This window comes from Terrabacter sp. 05T424 (assembly GCF_056396225.1).
In genome coordinates, this window is the sequence record NZ_JBFTLB010000008.1 from 52,443 (window position 1) to 69,227 (window position 16,785).

Below are 16,785 nucleotides of genomic sequence, written 5' to 3' on the forward strand. Positions count from 1 at the left end.
TGGAGCATGGGCACGCCGCCCCGGGCGGGAGACGGCAGCTCCCGCGCAGGTTCGATAGGAAGCGTTAAATGAGTAAGAGTTCATGCCGACAGCGCACACAACAGAAAGACCAGCGGTGGCCCTGAAGAAATCAGATCTCTACAGTTCCCTGTGGAAAACCTGCGATGAATTGCGTGGCGGCATGGATGCCAGCCAGTACAAGGACTACATCCTGACGCTGCTGTTCGTGAAGTACGTCTCTGACAAGGCCAATGCTGACGCCGACAGCCTCATCGACGTGCCCGCGGGAGGCTCGTTCGACGACATGCTCGCCGCCAAGGGCGACAAGGAAATCGGCGACCGCTTCAACAAGATCATCGCCAAGCTCGCCGAAGCCAACGGCCTACGCAACGTTATCGACCAGGCCGACTTCAACGACGAGGAGAAGCTCGGCAAGGGCAAGGAGATGCAGGATCGCCTCTCCAAGCTCGTCACCATCTTCAGTGACCTGGACTTCCGTCGCTCTCGCGCCGAGGGCGACGACCTGCTCGGTGACGCCTACGAGTACCTGATGCGGCACTTCGCCACCGAGTCCGGCAAGAGCAAGGGCCAGTTCTACACCCCGGCCGAGGTCTCTCGAATCCTCGCCAAGGTGGTCGGCATCACCAGCCAGACGAGCCAGGACCAGACGGTCTACGACCCCGCCTGTGGATCTGGCTCGCTGCTGCTCAAGGCCGCCGACGAGGCCCCGCGCGGCATGACGATCTACGGCCAGGAGAAGGACAACGCCACGTGGGCGCTAGCCAGGATGAACATGATCCTCCACGGCAACGAGATCGCCGAGATCGCCAAGGGTGACACGATCACCAGTCCCCAGTTCGTCAGCGGGGCTCAGCTCAAGACGTTCGACTACGTCGTTATGAACCCGCCGTTCTCCGTAAAGTCCTGGAGCAACGGCCTGGAGCAGGAGTACGGCCGCTTCGAGTACGGCCGGCCGCCGGAGAAGAACGGCGACTACGCCTTCTTGCTGCACGCGCTCAAGTCGCTGAAGAGCACCGGCAAGGCCGCGATCATCCTCCCGCACGGCGTGCTCTTTCGCGGCAATGCCGAGGCCACCATCCGCACCCGTCTGCTCAAGCATGGCTTCATCAAGGGCATCATCGGGCTGCCAGCCAACCTCTTCTACGGCACTAGCATTCCGGCCTGCATCGTCGTCCTCGACAAGGAGAACGCCGTCGCCCGCAGCGGTGTCTTCATGATCGACGCATCCAAGGGCTTCATGAAGGACGGCAACAAGAACCGTCTCCGTAGCCAGGATCTGCACATGATCGTCGACACCTTCAACAAGCAGATCGAGATCGACCGCTACTCGCGCATGGTGCCCATGAGCGAGATCGCCGACAAGAGGAATGACTACAACCTCAACATCCCGCGCTACATCGACTCCTCGGAGCCCGAGGACGTGCAGGACCTCCACGCTCACCTGCACGGCGGCATCCCCGAGCGCGACCTCGACGCACTTGGCGCGTACTGGGACGCCTTTCCGAGCCTGCGCAGCCAGCTTTTCAAGCCCAACCGCCCCGGCTACAGCGACCTGACGATCGACGTCAGCGAGGTGCAGCAGGCCATCCTCGACTCGGCCGAGTTCCAGAAGTTCGCCGACGAAGCGTGTGGCATCACCGGCGACTGGTTCGCCGCTCACCGCGACGCTCTCGGTGCCATCGACGAGAACACCAAGCCCGCCGAGCTGATAACAGTCATCAGCGACGGCCTGCTGGCGCGCTTCAGGTCAGTTCCGCTGCTTGATGAATACGACGTCTACGAGCAGCTCATGAGCTACTGGCACGAGACCATGCACGACGATGTCTTCCTCGTGATGAACGAAGGCTGGCTGGACGCTGCCAAGCCGCGCAAGACGATCGACGACAAGGACCGGAAGCTCTCGGAAGCCCCCGACCTGGTTGTCGGCTCTGGCCGCGCCGCCACCAAGTACAAGATGGACCTCATCCCGCCAGCGCTGATCGTGGCGCGCTATTTCGGTCAGGAGCGGGAGAACCTCGACAAGATCGTCACAGCGGTCGAGGAGTCCTCGCGTGCCATTGACGAGTACATCGAGGAACACGCGGTCGAGGACGGCCTGCTGGCAGAGGCCATGGATGACGACAAGATCTCCAAGGTGCTTGTCGCCTCCAGGCTCCGAGCGGCCAAGCGCGAGGGCTCCGACCCCGACGAGGTCGCGGCTCTTGAGCAGCTGCTGAAGCTCTACGACGCGGAGTTGGCTGGCAAGAAGGTCGTCAAGGCCATGCAGGATGAGCTCGACAAGAAGACTCTCGCGATATACGGCGACCTCTCCGAGGACGAGGTCAAGACCCTGGCGCTCGATCACAAGTGGGCCGCGACGATAGTGAGCCGTGTGTCCGCCGAGGTGGAGGCTTTGACGCTCGCGCTCGTCGGGCGCATTCAACAGCTCGGCGATCGCTACGCCGATACGCTCGGAGACCTGAACGCCGTCCTGGAACAGCTTGAAACGAGCGTTGCCCAGCATTTGGCTGCGATGGGGATCGAGTCATGACGACCACTCCGTGGCCAGAGGAAGAGATCCGCTCATTCGCATCGATCGGTACCGGGTCCAAGGACACTCAGGACCGCTCTCCGAGCGGCCGGTATCCGTTCTTCGTTCGTAGCCAGAAGATCGAACGAATCAACTCCTGGTCGTTCGACGGAGAAGCCGTGCTTACGGCGGGTGATGGCGTTGGCACTGGCAAGGTATTCCACTACATCAATGGCAAGTTCGACTACCATCAGCGGGTCTATCGCATTAGCAACTTCCGAGCCGACGTGTCTGGCCGGTACTTCTTCCATCAGTTTAGTCGTAACTTCCTTGCGCGCATCGAGTCATTGACGGCCAAGTCGTCTGTCGACTCCGTACGCATGGAGACGATCGCTGGTATGTGGATTCCTCTGCCCGACCTGATCGAACAAGACCGCATCGTCAGCGTTATTGATGACACCGATGCTCTGATCGCGTGTGTCGAACGAAAAATTGTCAAACAGCTGGCGATCAAACAGGGCTTGATGCAGCAGCTCGTGACCGGCAGAACCCGCCTTCCAGGGTTCAGTGGCGGGTGGGCCCAGTGCGACCTTGGCGCGGCCGCAACCATCCTTGACAACTTGCGCGAGCCGCTGAGCGCGGCGCAGCGCAGTGGCCGCGTTGGTCCCTATCCATACTGCGGTGCGAACGGAGTGCTCGACCACATCGACGACTACATGATCGACGATGACGTCATCTTGTTGGCCGAAGACGGCGGCAACTTCGATCAGTGGGCGACACGTCCGATTGCGTACCGGATGAGCGGCAAGATGTGGGTCAACAACCATGCTCATGTCCTCAAGGCAAGAAGTGGCCATGACACGGGCTTTCTCTTCTATGCCCTGGAACATCGGGACATCACTCCATTCATCTCCAGCGGAACAAGATCGAAGCTCACCCGAGCCGAGCTAGTGCGCATCGAGATCTTGATGCCAGACAGCCCAGTTGAACAGCACGCGATTGCGCAGGTGCTCGTGGATATCGACGCCGAGATCGAAGCGCTCCGCCAACGCCTCGAGAAGGCTCGCGCCATAAGAGCCGCCGTGGTGCAACAGCTCCTCACCGGCCGAGTTCGCATGCCAGTGGAGACCGCGTCATGAGCGACGTCGGTCAGATCGAGCGTTTCGCGCAGAACCGCGTGGTCAAGCTGTTCCAGGAGCAGCTCGGCTACGACTACCAGGGCAACTGGGCCTACCGCGAAGGCAACTCCAACATCGAGGTCGAGTTCCTGACGCAGAATCTCAAGGCTCGCGGTTACGACGGCAACCTGATCACCCGCATGCTCGACCAGCTCGGCAAGGCGGCCTCAGTCGGCTCCGGCCATGACCTCTACGAGGCGAACAAGGACATCTATCAGCTCCTTCGTTATGGCGTGAAGGTCAAGCGGGGAGTCGGCGAGCAGACCGAAACGGTTTGGCTCATCGACTGGAAGAACCCGGACGCCAATCACTTCGTCGTTGCCGAGGAGGTCACAGTTCTCGGTCAGCACACCAAGCGGCCCGACGTCGTCCTCTACGTCAACGGCCTGGCGCTAGCGACCATCGAGCTCAAGCGATCGAAGGTCACGCTGTCGGAGGGGATCCGCCAGACAATCGGCAACCAGAAGCCGGACTTCATTCGACCGTTCTTCTCGACCGTCCAGCTCGTGTTCGCTGGCAACGACATCGAGGGTCTGCGCTACGGCGTCATCGACACCCCGGAGAAGTACTGGCTTGAGTGGAAGGAACCCTCCGACATTGAGGCACCGCTCGACCGGGGGCTACTGCAGATGTGCGCCAAGCCACGTTTGCTCGAGCTGATCCACGACTTCGTCGTGTTCGACTCCGGGGTCAAGAAGACCGCCCGCCACAACCAGTTCTTTGGCGTGAAGGCGGCGCAGGAGCGCGTCGTCAAGCGCGAGGGCGGCATCATCTGGCACACCCAGGGCTCGGGCAAGAGCCTCACCATGGTGTGGCTGGCCAAGTGGCTCCGCGAACACCAGCCCGATGCCCGTGTGCTCCTGATCACCGACCGCACCGAGCTCGATGAGCAGATCGAGCGGGTCTTCAACGGCGTCAACGAGCAGATCTATCGCACCAGCAGCGGCGCCGACCTGCTCGACACCCTGAACAAGTCCGCTGAGTGGCTTATCTGCTCGCTGGTACAAAAGTTCCGTGGCTCGGACGATGACAGCTCGCCCGACGACGCGAGCGAGGACTTCATCCGGGAGCTGAATGCCAGGACCCCTAAGGACTTCAGGGCCAAGGGCAACATCTTCGTCTTTGTCGATGAGGCTCACCGCACGCAGTCGGGCCAGATGCACCGCGCCATGAAGCAGCTCCTGCCAGAGGCGATGTTTGTCGGCTTCACCGGCACCCCACTGCTCAAGGCTGACAAGGCGACCAGCATCGAGACCTTTGGCTCGTTCATCCACACCTACAAGTTCGACGAGGCCGTCCAGGACGGCGTCGTGCTGGACCTGCGCTACGAGGCGCGCAACATCGACCAGAATCTGATGTCAGCCCAGCATGTGGACAAGTGGTTCGAGGTTAAGACACAGGGCATGACTGACCTGTCCAAGGCTGAGCTGAAGAAGCGCTGGGGCACGATGCAGAAGGTGGTGTCCGCCGAGCCGCGCGCCAAGCAGATCGTGAACGACATCCTGCTCGACATGGCCACAAAGCCCCGGCTGATGGACGGGCGAGGTAACGCCATGCTCGTCGGCTCCTCGATCTACCAGGCCTGCAAGTTCTACGAGCTGTTCTGCAACGCTGGATTCAAAGGCAAGTGCGCGATCGTCACCAGCTACTCGCCCGACCCGAGCGACATCTCCAAGGAAGACTCCGGCGAAGGGAAGACGGAGAAGCTCCGGCAGTACGACATCTACCGGCGGATGCTGGCCGACTACTTCGGCGAGTCCGAGGACGCGGCCATGGGCAAGGTTGAGCTGTTCGAGAGGGAGGTCAAGGAGCAGTTCGTCAGGAATCCCGGCCAGATGCGCCTCTTGATCGTCGTCGACAAGCTCTTGACCGGTTTCGACGCTCCGAGCGCCACCTACCTCTACATCGACAAGAAGATGCGGGACCACGGCCTGTTCCAGGCAATCTGCCGGGTCAACCGTCTCGATGGTGAGGACAAGGACTATGGCTACATCATCGACTACCAGGACCTCTTCAACTCGCTCGAGCACGTCGTCACCGACTACACCTCTGGTGCCCTTGACGGCTACGAGAAGAACGACATCGAAGGTCTCCTGTCCGACCGCATCGACAAGGCGCGCGAGGACCTCGACGAGGCGCTGGAGCGGGTCCGTGCCCTTATGGAGGCTGTCGCGCCGCCCAAGGGCACGCTGCAGTACCAGCACTACTTCTGCGCCAAGGAGCAAGGCAACGCCGAGCAGCTCAAGGCCAACGAACCGAAGCGCGTCGAGCTGTATAAGGCGGTGGCGGCCGTCACGCGTGCGTTTGCGAACCTTGCCAACGAGATGACTGCCGCTGGCTACACAGGGGCCGAGGCAGAGGCCATTCGCAAGGAGATCGCGCACTACGTCGACGTCCGTGCTGAGGTGAAGCTGGGCGCGGGGGAGGACGTCGACTTCAAACAGTACGAAGCCGGCATGCGTTTCCTGCTCGACACCTACATTCAGGCCAGCGCCTCCAAAGTCGTCTCCGACTTCGAGGATGCCGGTCTCGTCGACCTCATCGTCAAGCTCGGCGCTGGCGCAATCGACAAACTGCCCGCGGGGATCAAGAAGGACCCCGAGGCCGTGGCCGAGACGATCGTCAACAACATGCGCAAGGTCATCATCGACGAGCGGGCGATGAACCCGAAGTACTACGACAAGATGAGCGAGCTCCTCGACGCCATCATCGAGGAGCGGCGCAAGCAGGCGCTGGACTACCAGGCATACCTCGCCAAACTCGTCGATGCCGCCAAGCAGCTCGGCACGCGAGAGTCGGACACCAAGTACCCCGGGTGGGCGAACAACGGCGGCAAGCGCGCGCTGGTCGACTTCTTCTTCCCCCATGACGAACTGGCCATCGTGATCGACACCGTCATCCGCCACAACAAGCCCGATGCCTGGGTCGGCAATCCCATGAAGGAGCGCAAGGTCAAGAAGGCGATCCGCACTGCGCTCCCAGACGGCTTTGACAAGCTCGACGACCTCTTTGAACTTGTGAAGGCGCGCGATGAGTACCGCTAGCGCCTACCTCACCGTCCGTGGCATCGACGTCGATGTCGTCTACAAGGACATCAAGAATCTCCACATCGGCGTCTACCCACCGGTGGGACGCGTGCGCGTGGCCGCTCCCTCCCGGCTTGACGACGACCAAGTCCGTCGGGCCGTGATCCAGCGGCTGCCGTGGATCAAGCGTCAACGCCAGGAGTTGCAGACCGCCGATCGCCAGTCCCAGCGCGAGATGGTCACCGGCGAGTCGCACTACGTGTGGGGCAGCCGACTCAGACTCAAGGTGATCCAGCGCCCTGGTCGGCCTCACATCGAAGTCGACGGCAACCGCCTCCTCCTCTACACCCGCCCCGACGACACTGCCGAGCAACGCCGAGCACTGCTTGACCAATGGCACCGCGACCAGCTCCGCCAAGTCCTGCCTGAGCTCATCGCCAAGTGGGAGGAGCGGCTGGAACTGTCTGTGCCGAAATGGAGCATTCGACGGATGAAGACCAAGTGGGGCTCCTGCAACCGCGAGTCCCGACACATCTGGTTCAATACCGAGCTCGCTAAGAAGCATCCTGCCTGCCTCGAGTACATCCTCGTGCACGAAATGGCGCACTACCTTGAGCGCAACCACGCTGAGCGGTTCACGAAGTTTATGGACGAATCAATGCCGGACTGGCGAACCCGGCGCGACCAGTTGAACGGAGCGCCGTTGGCAGAGGAGAACTGGACATAACGCAGCCCGCGCCTGGCTCAACGGCGTGACAAGATTAGTACACGCCTAGGCCCCTGCTACCGCCCGGCGATTGTGCGGCGGGTCTCCAAGCGGCGGCCGACTGTCCATCCAACTGACCATCCAGCGCAACGTCGCGGGGTGGTCGACTGTGGACGTCCGAGGACGATGGATTTGCCGGAATCCAGGCTGTCCAATTGGGTTCGCAGCGCTCGTAATGAATAGGTCGTCGGTTCGATTCCGACAAGCGGCTCCACGCATCACCACAGGTCAGGCCCCCTTCTCGCCAGAGTTGGGGGCCTTCTCCTTGCCCCTGGCGGCATCAGATGCCCCCGTGGTGCCCCCGACCTTCTGCGCCGCTTCCCACAGGTTGCGGTCGATCAGGTGGCCGTAGAGGTCCATGGTCATGGCCGCTGAGGCGTGCCCCAGGATGCGCTGGACGACCTTCGGGTCGGCGCCCGCACCCAGCCAGATCGACGCCGCCGTATGCCGTAGGTCGTGAGCCCGCAGGGTCGGCCGGCCGATGGCCGCGCAGGCCTCACGCCACCCGACCGAGCGCTTCCAGTTGGACTCCGAGAGCGGCCCGCCGCCAGGTGCGCTGAACATCCATCCCGAGGGCGGCTTGCCGGCCGACCAGAGGTCGAGGATCGGCACCACTGCAGCCGGCAGCGCCACGGTGCGCGAGCGGCGACCCTTCAAGGTGTCGACGTAGAGGCCGCCCTTGGAACTGCTGGCGAGAACAGTTCGCTGCAGGCGCAGGCCCTCACCCGGCACCTTGACGCGGTCCCCGACCTGAAGGCCGGCCAGCTCGCCCCACCTCAGTCCGCACAGGCCGAGGATCCTGACGACGTCGGCATACGGGCCGTTGCATGCGAGGGCCAGCGACTCGAGCTCCTCCAATGAGAGGAACTGGCCTTCGCGACGGGCGCGCCCTGCCTTGGGCGGTTTGACCAAGGCCGCGACGTTCCTGGACACGCGACCGTCAGCGACCGCGAACGCCAGCATCGAGCGCAGCGTGGACAAGTATCGGCTGGCCGTCGATCCGGACAGACCGGCCGCCACGAGCCCACCTGCCCACGCCGAGACCTGGGCCTCGGTGATCGAGGCAATCGGCAGGTGGCCGAACTTGGGGGCTACATGGTTCGCCCACGCCGATAGATCCGCTTCCTGCGTCTTCCTCTTGAGGCTCTGGCGCGAGACGACCCAGTCAGGGAAGAGCGAGGCGAGGGGCACCCTTCCTCGACGCGGGTCGAACCACTCGCCTGAGCGGGGAGCCGCGCACACGCCAGGTCACGCCAAGAGAAGACGAAGAAGATGGCGGACCAGGAGATTCGTGTCTGTGTGTGACGGCAATTCGTGTGTATGGCCTCTGGCCGGGGTGGGGAGCCGACCCCCAGGGCATCAAGCCCGCAGTTTTGTCAGTTCAGGTTTTTGTGTAGGTATGTCCGCACCCACCACGATCCACGCCCAACGCGGCGAACGACGAAGAAACACGCCGAGTGGCGCGCGGTCGAACTTCCACTCTCGTGACGATGCGCGTCAGTTCACCGCATGTCCTGGTCCTTGAGCCCAAGAGAGCGGGATTACCGGAGTTGCGCTTGCGTTCGCGTGTCGCCGTAGCGGATAGGAGCACCCTCACTGTTGACGACGCGGGCTTGGCCCAAGGGGGCATCCAGCGGCACGTCGACGGCTTGGATGAGGGCACTCGCTGGCCCGACCTGGGTGCTGCGTGGCACGTCCAGCCAAGCCTCCACAGCTACTTGCCGCGGTGACTGGCCCGAAACGCGTGCGTGCACACTCCGCGCCGAAAGGTCGCCTCCAGCCGGAACGAGCAGGTAGACCGTGAGCGTGATTCCATTGGAAGACACCGTGTATGAAGTCGGCGTCAAAGGGCGCGACTCGTCACGAAAACTCCAGACGGCGAGCACGGCTGCGGCGACGAGCGCGAGCAAACCCACGACCAGGACCAAGCGACCACGACGTCCGCGAGTAGGTGGATTCGAACGTGCCGCTATCACGCCATTTTCAGCCACACCTCAGGGTAGAAGCAGGCGGCCTGGTGGGGGCCGGTGTGGCCACTGCAGTTCTTGCAGCGCCTTCCGCATGTCGCCGACAGAGTCGATCTTTGGGCCGAGACATGGCTCCGTGCGATTACAGGCAGTTTCCACCCGGCAAGTCGGCCGAGGACGTCTCGCCCGCTCGAACGATCACCTGCCGGGCTGGCCATGAACCGGCCCGAATCGTGTAAGTACCGGCAGGCAAAGTCAGCTGATAAGTGTGGGTGGCTAGAGTGGCGGGGACAGTCACGGTCCCTTTGGTCTGGCCGTCCTGCTGGGCAACCACCACCAACGTCGGTGTGAGATTCATGTCGGATGCGGGGCCGTAGCACAGCGGCACGTTGCCCTTGAGCGTGCCTGTCGTCGCGGCCGGTGCTGACGTGGCAGGGACTAGAGGGCCGTTGGAGTTCCGGGGTGACAGCGACATGACAACGGCGACGACCCCCATTGCGGCGGCAACTGTCGCGGCAGCCGAGAGCGCCCTCGCTCGAGTCCGCCGCCGTTTGCCAGCAAGCCACACAAATTCCGCGTAGCTAGGGTCACGCTCATCGGGCGAGTCCTGAACCAGTCGGCTGAGATCGCGTGCGAGTTCCTCGGTCATGGGTAGCTCCTGGCCCCTCACCTGAGTTCGAATTCTGGGTAGCACTTGCGCAGCTCAACGAGCGCTCGCCGCAAGAGCGAATGCACCGACGGAACTGACAGGTTGAGAATGTCGGCCACCTCGGCCTCGCGACGACCCTCCAAGAACCGAAGGACCACGGCTGCCCTCTGGGACGGCGAGAGCTGTGCAAGGGCTGACGCAAGGGCGAGTCGGGTCGCCACGTTCTCGGCCTCATCCGCCGTTGGCGACGACCCAGGTGGATCCGTCAGTTGTTCCGGGTGCCGCGCTCGCCATCGCCTCGAGTCGAGCCACAGGCGATACAGCACCTTGCGGGCGTACGGGAGGACGTCGTCGTCGCTCCTTGCGATTCGGCGCCAGTGGCGCGCGATCCGAATGTGTGTTTCCTGCACGAGGTCCTGGGCCAAGTGGGCGTCGCCGCACAACGCCGACGCCGCGCGCGTGAGGGTTGGCAGGCTCAAGCGCACGAACTCCTCGAACGCTTCGTAGTCCCCTGGCGCGTTCATTCGGTGGCCTTCCTCATAACCCTTAACACTCCGCGCGCGCCGCCTACGGTTCGCATGGGCAGTATGACCTGCATCACATCGCATTCACGCCAATCTCGTGCGATCGCACAAAGCCCGCTCGTGCATGCTGTTTAGAACCGGGCCTTCGGATCGGTCGCCTTGTCCGAGCCGGGCGCCGGAGAATCCGCAAGGTCGACCTCGATTTGGTGAAGAGTTTCTGTACTGGCTCAAGCTGCGCCTCCGGCGCAGGAAAGCGCGGGGACCCGCGGCAGGGACCCCGCGCTGCGGGCGGCGCTGGCGCGCCGTCCTCGCGCACCCCGCCGCCCCCACGCTTCCACCAAGTCACGGCGGAGCACGACCAGTCGACGCCGCCCCCCACAGCCTCGGCGATCCAAGGTCGAGTCGCAGGCGCCTGGACCAGGGGAGCCCCAGCCCTCGCCGCTCCGGTCGAGCCCCATGGAGGACCACTGCCCACCTCGAGCGCGACCTGCCCACTACGGCCCGCCCAGCTGGGTTGGGCAAGCGCCTTCTGCGCGGCACCTTCTCGAGCGGCCAGGTGATGGTCAATGCGCAGACCCGCAAGGTCGGCCGCTGCCCCGCTCGTGCCCCCGCCGTGCCCCCGACCGCCCTCAACAGCCATGCCAGCCAGCACCACATGGCAGGTACCCGCAGCATGAGTGCGGCCCAAAACAGCGTCGAGGACGAACTCGTAATGAATAGGTCATCGGTTCGATTCCGATAAGCGGCTCCAGCAACGCCCCCGGCCCTGCCGGGGGCGTTTCTGCAGGTCAGGAGCCTAAAGCACCTCATTGAGGAGGGCGCTGCCGGCCCGGCGTGGGGCTACACTCTGCCGCCGATTGCCTCCGGGTGACCATCTATGTCCATCTACCTTCGCTTGGCGTATTCTGCCGCCGCGCGCCACCAGCCGGGCTGAGCCTCCGAGACAACCTGGAGTCTGACCCACGGCAGGCGAATTGGGGCAGGCCGCGAGCGTTCGAGGGCGTTCGTGAGCGTCCGTATCTGCCGATGACAGTGCGCTGCCCGCGCACCGGACGATCGGGAGTCCTGAACGGCTAACGCTTCCTGCCGTCTCGCCAGTGCACGAACCGCGAAACCTTCGGTGACCTCATTGGCCAGGCGAGCCGCCGTCATGAACTCATGCCCGTGGAGCAGATGCGTATGGAGAAGGGCCTGACGTAGGGTGACGCCGACGCTCCGTGCGCCTCCCCTGTGGGGCGACGAGTTCCTTGCAGGCAGCGCTCTGCTGAGTGTCCGTCCGAACGTCGTCATCCCGGTCGAGCAAGCGAGCGACACCACCGTCTTTCGTGCGCCGTCGCCGCCGAGCAGATCCGCAAAGTCCCGAACGGGGGAGCCACCACCCCCCGTTGAACATCTTCAACGCATCGGCGCGACCGTGGCCGATGAGGATGACGTGACTGATGCTGGATCCAACGGCTGGTCACCGACTTGGCGGTGGGTAGAGCCCAACAGAACAGCCGTACACCCGGTCGCATCGCCGCACCTGCCTACTTAACTGAGGCCACCTGCCGTGAGAGTGCCTTGAGCGCGTGGTTCATCAAGAGACCCACCGTGTTCTGCGGGCGGTCCGACCAGCCGTTGAGGGACTCGAACACGATGAGCAGCCTCCCCGCACGAGCCACGGTCAGGCTGTAACCGCTGTAGCTACGGTCGCGTCCTCCGGTGCCGGGCTGCCGCGTGATGCTCCCGGCGAACTGTTGCTCGATGCGCGGGTAATCCTGCATCAACCAGTCCTCGATGTGGAAGTAGGTGACCTTGAGGCTTGGGTCGGGACGCGCGCGGCACAAGACGAGTTCCTGACGTAGATGCTTGACCGCAGCCGTGGCATCAGTAGCTCGGCCGAACCAGAGCGCGTAGACGTTCATCCGTCCACTCGAGAGGGCGCCGGTGGCGAACTGCTGCCGAGCTCGTTGCAGGTAGCCGGCACCCTGCACCTGCTCCGCGCCCAAGGTGTAAGGGTCGGTGATGCAGTCCAGCTGGTGCGGCTGCGTAGTCGTGCGCTCGGTTCGTTCGGCCGGCAGCTGGTAGAGCAGGTCGTTCCACTCGGCCGCGGACAGCAGCGGGTCAGTCGTGAACACACTTCCCGCAGGAGCGCTCCAAGTAGACCGCGCCGGGACCGCCGTGACCAGATTGGCTGGCACTCCTCTGCCGCCACCGACCCCGACCGCGACGGCGAGCACCACCACAAGTGCGGCAGCAGCGGACCCGGCCACAGCACGACGTATCCGGCGCGCACGCTCAGCTCGGCGCCGAACCTGGTCCGGAGGAGGCATCACACCGGAGAGCGCCTCGGCGGACTCGTGCAGCCTCTCAGTGAGCGCGTCCATCATCGCTCCTCCTCACGTTGAACAATGGCGGGTTCGCCGGTGCCGATGGCGCCGCCGTCTGCCAAGGACTCAAACAGCGCTGCCCGACCCCGCACGAGCTGCTGCTTGACAGCCGACACGCTCAGCCCGGTCTCCTGCGCCACCTGCGCCACGGGCAGGTCCGCGAGATGGTGCAGCACGATCGCCACGCGCTGCGCCTCGGGCAGCCTTGCCAGCGCCGCGATCAGCACGACATGGTCGGCGTCCAGCTCAGGCAGCTCCGTTGGAGGACCGTGCCGCCGCCATGCCACCGTGGAGTTGCGGATCCGCCGCCAGCGACTCACCGCAAGCCGCCGTGAAACCGTCCGCACCCACGCCTCGGGGGAAGCCGCGCCACGCACGAGCGACCACCGTGTCCAGGCTCGCTCGAAGGCTTCCTGGGCCACGTCCCTCGCCTCGGCGGGGTCGCTGGTGAGCATGGCAAGTTCACGCGTGACGCGGGAGGCATTGGCGGTGTAGAACGCGTCGAATTCCGCCGCAGGGCCCACCCCACCTTCAGGACGCTCCACAGCGCCCCCCTTCCTCACCTTTGCACGGATCGGCGATCCGTGAGCGGCGGGGGCGGTGGTGAGCGTGGCAGCCACGCGCAAGCCCGCGGCGGTCAGGCGAGCAATCATGAAGGTTCTCCTTGATCTGGTGCGGCGGCCCCGGTGCCACCACCACCAGAGTTCGCCCGCTCCCCCCTTCCTCGCATCGGGAGAACTCCCACACCTCGCACCTGTCGCTTCCAACGACCGAAGCGATCGGTACGCCTCCTGGGAGCGCGCAGAGCCGCGGTATGGAGCGCGAGTTTCGATCCGGCAAGCACCCAGGCAGCTTCTAGAATCCGTGTCAGTCGCTTAGGCGCTGTCGGGGTCGCGGCTGGAGCGGGCGAGGGCGGCTGCCTGTCCTCGGTTGGGGACGCCCAGCTTGGTGAGTACGCGTCCGACGTGGGCGCTGGCGGTCTTTTCGGTGATGAAGAGGGCGGAGGCGATGGCGCGGTCGGTCGCCCCGGTAGCGACGAGGTCGAGGACCTCACGCTCTCGGGGCGTGAGCCGGTTCAGCGGGCCTGGGCCGCCACCGTCGAGAGGGAGGGTGACTCGGAATCGTCGGGCGGCCTGGGCGGCTTGTTGCTCGATCCACCCGGCGCTGATCCCGCGGGCCTCGTGCCAGATGGTGACGAGCAGTTCTTTGCCCTCTTCGCGTGCGCCGTGTTCGAGCAGGGCTCGGGCCAGCTCGAGTCGCGGACGAAGCGCCGTGTATCTGCCGTGCCGGGCGGCCAGTTCGCTCGCGCTGCGCCATTCCTCGACCCCATGTCCTCCTTCGAGCTGAGCCTTGTAGGCCACGGCGCTGCACAGCTGCATCCCGTACCAGCTCCTTGCCCATTGCGTGGACAGGCGGCTCTGGGCGAAGTCGAGCGCGGCACTGGCCGTCCGCGTGAGGGCGTCCGAGGGCTCGGCGCCGGTCCTCGCGGCAAGGACTTGGGCGCGGAAACCGTAGGCGGCGAGCCCGGCCTGCAGGAGGGGGGAGTCGGTGGCGGCGAGCTCGAGGACCAGCCGCTCCGTGGTCCAGAGCACGCCGTCGACGTCGTCCACCTGCTCGTAGGCCTCGATGAGCCGCGGCGTGTGGTCGAGCGTCAGCCGGTGGTCGGGGTGCACGGCGGCTGCCGCTTGTTCGACTTTGAGTGCAGCGGCGCCCTCACCGCGCGCGAGCATCAGCCAGACGCGGAGCCAGTCCTGGCGAAACGCAGACCCTCCGGGCAGACAAGCCTCGCGGAAGAGTTGCTCGGCCGCAGCCAGCTGGCCGTCCCGGACCAGCCACTCCACCTCCTGCTCGGCGGCGAACGCCACGTACCGGGGCAGACCGGCCTGCTCGGCGGCGGACCTGGTCCGTCGCGCCAGCGTCAGCCCTTCGTCGATCCGCCCGAGGAGCAGGAGGTAGAAGGCGAGCTCGCTCGCGAGATCCAGTGCAGCCCCGGTCTGGTCGGCCTGCTCGGCATCGCGCACCGCCGTCCTGAACACCGCGAGGCTCTCGTCGCACCGGCCGAGCTGCCACAGCGCGTTGAACACGCCCCACCGGGCCTCGGGGACGACGTCCGCTGCTCCTGTCGACAGCGCAACCTCGAGTGCCCGCTCGGCGAAGTCGAGCTGTGGGCCGACCGCGTTCATGTGGTGCTGGTGAAAGGCGCCTGCCACCAGAGCCTCCGCGAGCTCCCAGCTGGGGGTGGTTCCCGCGAGTGCGAGGGCCTTGTCCAGCGCCTCTGCCTGAGGTAGGGCCCCGGAGATCTGGCTGTACTCGCTGACGATCGCGGTGTACACGCGACAGGCTGCAAGCGGGTCACCGCCGGCAGGGAGCAGCTCGACGGCCTGGCGCAGCAGGGCGTGCACGCGTTCCGGGTCGTCGCTGTAGAGCACTCTGGCGGCCAGTACCGGCAGGTCGGTGCGGGCCAAGCCGGAGCGACCGCCGGCGTCGGGGACCTGGTCCCACAGCTCCAAGGCTCGTTCGAAGTGGTCAGCCGCGGCCCCGGCGCCGAACTGCTTGCCCGCCAGACCGGCCCACACCGAGGCGTCGAAAGCCAAGGGCAGGTCATGTGCGGCGTAGGCGTGCAGCGCCAGCGCCGCGCCGTACTGCCAGCGTTGCGCGGCAGCGCCGGCCTCGACCCTGGCGGTCAGCGCTCGGGCGTAGGCCGCGTGCAGCTGCGCGCGTTGCGAGGGGAGCAGATCAGCGGAGACTGCCTCGCGCAGCAGGGCGTGACGGAATGAGAAGACATCGCCCCGTCGTACGAGAACGTTCGCGTCCAGCAGAGCCTGCAGCGCCGCCGCGTACTCGTCGGGACTCAGCTCGCTCGCGTCCTGCAGCAGGTCGAGGTCGACGATGGTGCCACCGGCCGACGCAAGCTGGGCCAGGCGTCTCGGCACGGCCGGGAGTCGGTCGACGTGCCGCAGCAAGAGGTCGTGCAAGAGCACGGGGATGCCGTCCTCCTCGTCGAGCAGCTCTTCCACGAAGAGCGGGTTGCCGCCGCTGCGCGTGAGCAGCGACGGGATGGATCTCCGCGTCAGGTTCTGGCCGGTGCGTCGACGAACGAGCTCTGCGATTGGGCCGGCGCTCAGTCCGTGCAGTTCCAGGCGCAACGTGCCCGGCGTCCGAGCTAGTTCCACGAGGACCGGCCGGAGCGGGTGCTCGCGACCTAGCTCTTCGGTGCGGAAGGTCAGTCCCAGGATCAGCGGCGCGCGGCAGGTCCGGACGAGAGCGATCGCCCAGCTGCGCACCGACTTGTCGGCCCAGTGCACGTCCTCGAGGACGAGCACGAACGGAGCGGCTTCGGCGAGAGCCTCGGCGGCCGCCAGCAGCTCTTCCAGTGAGCGCGCGGTTCCCGGGATGGCGTCCGCGAGCCAGGCCACCGACGCCGGTACGTCGCGGTGTGGGCCGCCGGAGCGCACCAGCGTCCGAAGCGCTTCCACCACGGGCCCGAACGGCGGCCCGGTAGCAAGGTCCAGGCAGTGACCCACGCCGAAGCCGAGCCCCAGAGCCGATGCACGAGAGCCCACCGCGTGCACGAAGGTGGTCTTGCCCATGCCGGCGTCACCGCCGAGCAGCAAAGCACTGGCGTGCCCATCGGGAGTGGCGTTGCCCATCACGGAGCGGAGCAGCCCGTCGGCCTCGGCAAGCTCCTCGTCCCTGCCGATGGGCTCCTGGAGGTCGAACGCTCGCGCCACTGGTCACTCTCCGACGGTCCTGACGGCTTGACCCCTTCCGTCAAG

At 65.1% G+C, this 16,785-nt stretch carries 10 protein-coding genes; 4 read left to right on the forward strand and 6 right to left on the reverse strand.

All coding sequences use genetic code 11. The features are described 5' to 3' along the window. Positions 1 to 82 precede the first annotated feature (82 nt). The 4 genes from AC1DE0_RS16790 to AC1DE0_RS16805 are packed head-to-tail and all read left to right on the forward strand — an operon-like array spanning position 83 to position 7,461. Positions 83 to 2,551, forward strand: coding sequence for a type I restriction-modification system subunit M (locus AC1DE0_RS16790; protein ID WP_478102663.1), 2,469 nt, complete (start codon positions 83 to 85; stop codon positions 2,549 to 2,551). Beyond that, entirely contained in the window at positions 2,548 to 3,669 is a 1,122-nt protein-coding gene (locus tag AC1DE0_RS16795; RefSeq protein ID WP_478102665.1) for a restriction endonuclease subunit S, read from the forward strand. Before AC1DE0_RS16790 ends, AC1DE0_RS16795 begins: the two co-directional genes overlap by 4 nt. Next, positions 3,666 to 6,752 (forward strand): type I restriction endonuclease subunit R, encoded by a 3,087-nt coding sequence (locus AC1DE0_RS16800; RefSeq protein ID WP_478102667.1) that lies wholly within the window; start codon positions 3,666 to 3,668, stop codon positions 6,750 to 6,752. Before AC1DE0_RS16795 ends, AC1DE0_RS16800 begins: the two co-directional genes overlap by 4 nt. Then, positions 6,739 to 7,461, forward strand: coding sequence for a M48 family metallopeptidase (locus AC1DE0_RS16805; protein WP_478102670.1), 723 nt, complete (start codon positions 6,739 to 6,741; stop codon positions 7,459 to 7,461). Before AC1DE0_RS16800 ends, AC1DE0_RS16805 begins: the two co-directional genes overlap by 14 nt. A 267-nt stretch (positions 7,462 to 7,728) precedes the next feature. On the opposite strand, the gene AC1DE0_RS16810 is transcribed toward AC1DE0_RS16805, so the two are convergent. The 6 genes from AC1DE0_RS16810 to AC1DE0_RS16835 form a co-directional block, all read right to left on the reverse strand. Beyond that, positions 7,729 to 8,691, reverse strand: coding sequence for a tyrosine-type recombinase/integrase (locus AC1DE0_RS16810; protein ID WP_478102672.1), 963 nt, complete (start codon positions 8,689 to 8,691; stop codon positions 7,729 to 7,731). A gap of 918 nt (positions 8,692 to 9,609) precedes the next feature. After that, positions 9,610 to 10,116, reverse strand: a complete 507-nt coding sequence (locus AC1DE0_RS16815; protein ID WP_478102674.1) for a hypothetical protein — start codon at positions 10,114 to 10,116, stop codon at positions 9,610 to 9,612. Positions 10,117 to 10,133: 17 nt separating this feature from the next. After that, the gene (locus AC1DE0_RS16820) at positions 10,134 to 10,640 is read right to left on the reverse strand and encodes an RNA polymerase sigma factor (protein ID WP_478102676.1); all 507 of its coding nucleotides are present in this window, start codon (positions 10,638 to 10,640) and stop codon (positions 10,134 to 10,136) included. 1,526 nt (positions 10,641 to 12,166) lie between these two features. After that, the gene (locus AC1DE0_RS16825; protein ID WP_478102678.1) at positions 12,167 to 13,009 is read right to left on the reverse strand and encodes a hypothetical protein; all 843 of its coding nucleotides are present in this window, start codon (positions 13,007 to 13,009) and stop codon (positions 12,167 to 12,169) included. Continuing rightward, a complete protein-coding gene (locus tag AC1DE0_RS16830) occupies positions 13,006 to 13,662 on the reverse strand; it encodes a SigE family RNA polymerase sigma factor (RefSeq protein WP_478102680.1) in 657 nt (218 codons plus the stop codon). Before AC1DE0_RS16830 ends, AC1DE0_RS16825 begins: the two co-directional genes overlap by 4 nt. 222 nt (positions 13,663 to 13,884) lie before the next feature. Continuing rightward, positions 13,885 to 16,740, reverse strand: coding sequence for a helix-turn-helix transcriptional regulator (locus tag AC1DE0_RS16835; protein ID WP_478102682.1), 2,856 nt, complete (start codon positions 16,738 to 16,740; stop codon positions 13,885 to 13,887). Positions 16,741 to 16,785 lie beyond the last annotated feature (45 nt).